This window comes from Aerococcus sp. L_32 (assembly GCF_050689315.1).
Window position 1 is genome coordinate 1 of record NZ_JBOEQF010000466.1, and the last position, 1477, is coordinate 1477.

The 1477-nt window shown below is 39.3% G+C and carries 1 protein-coding gene; it reads left to right on the top strand.

Translation table 11 applies throughout. The features are described from left to right. Window positions 1-268 precede the first annotated feature (268 nt). A complete protein-coding gene (gene licT / locus ACRCJ0_RS13920; protein WP_059349132.1) occupies window positions 269-1099 on the top strand; it encodes a BglG family transcription antiterminator LicT in 831 nt (276 codons plus the stop codon). Window positions 1100-1477 lie beyond the last annotated feature (378 nt).

Consider the following 1477-nt stretch of genomic DNA (forward strand, 5'->3'; position numbering starts at 1 on the left):
CTGGAAGGACGTTTTCATAAGAAACTAAAGTCCCATCTACATCTAGAAAAATATACTTACTTGTCATAAATCATACTCCTTTTTCGATTATGTTTGATCGAATGTTGGTGGTAAAGCGTTTTCAAACTTTACATGCTAATGATAGCCGATAACGTTCATATAAGTCAAATTGTATGGTTCTAATTATTTGATTCAGTAAAGGTTGAAAAAGAAACCGGTAACATGATATATTACTCTACATAAGATAAAAATATTTGGGGGTGGCAGCGTGCAAATTGTTCGTATATTTAATAACAATGCGGTACTAGCCCTTGATGAAGAGGACGACGAAGTGGTCGTAATGGGTAAAGGTCTAGGTTTTAGTCAACATGTGGGCAACATGGTGGATGAAAGTAAGATTGAAAAGATTTTTAAAGAAAACGCGGTGGATATATCGGTTGAGGAATTATTTGTGACCTTGTCCACCCCTGAAATCGATAGTCTGCTGGCCATTATTGACCTAGCCACGACGAGTCTTGACGAGAAATACCAGGCCAATTTGTATATCACCTTGGCGGACCATATTCATTTTGCCTTAGAACGGTTTGAAAAAGGGCTCGTTATCACGAATCCACTAGCTTGGAATATTCGACGGTTATTTCCGGATGAGTATCATATTGGTTTTAAAGCGCTGGATATTATTCAAGCCAATCTTGGCATCAGGTTGCCGGATGATGAGGCCTCGTCAATTGCCTTGCATCTGGTGAACGCCCGGATGAACCAGGGTGAGATGAGTCAGACGATGGAAGTGGTGAAAATTGTCCGGGGGATTTTAGAAGTAGTAACCCTCTTTTTCGGTCAGAAATTTGATCCCGAATCTATTGCCTATAACCGGTTTATGACCCACTTGCAGTACTTTGCCTTGCGGGTGATTCAGGGGGAAGCGCAGAATGGGTCAGGTCAGTTTCTCTATGACCAAGTCAAGGAAAATTATCCTAAAGCCATGGCTTGTGCAGAGAAAATCGATGACTACATTTACCATCAGTACGCCTATCGGATTACAGCGGAAGAGAAATCTTACTTGGCTATTCATGTAAACCGGCTGATTGAATCTAATTAATAATTGAAAAAAGGCACATAGGCTTTGATATGCTCCCTCTAAAGTAGACACTTAAAAAAGTAAATCTACTTTAGGGGGAGTTTTTGTTTTTCAGAAATTGTGACGAAATACTGTGCATTAAAAACAAAAAAGTTGACAGGACGCCTTAAAAACAATAGAATTCTCATCATAATGTAATATATTTTTAATTAAAAAAGCTTTGAAGAGAAGAGTAACTGGAGTATTTTCTGATGCAGAGAACCCTTGGATGGTGAAATAGGGACTGAAAATATAAGTGAAGATGAGCTCTGAGCAACCAAGCGGTTAACGCCTCTTGGTCGGTCGCAACCGTTATATTGTCGGGTTCTATTTGGAACCCTAGAGGTGCTATATTCATAA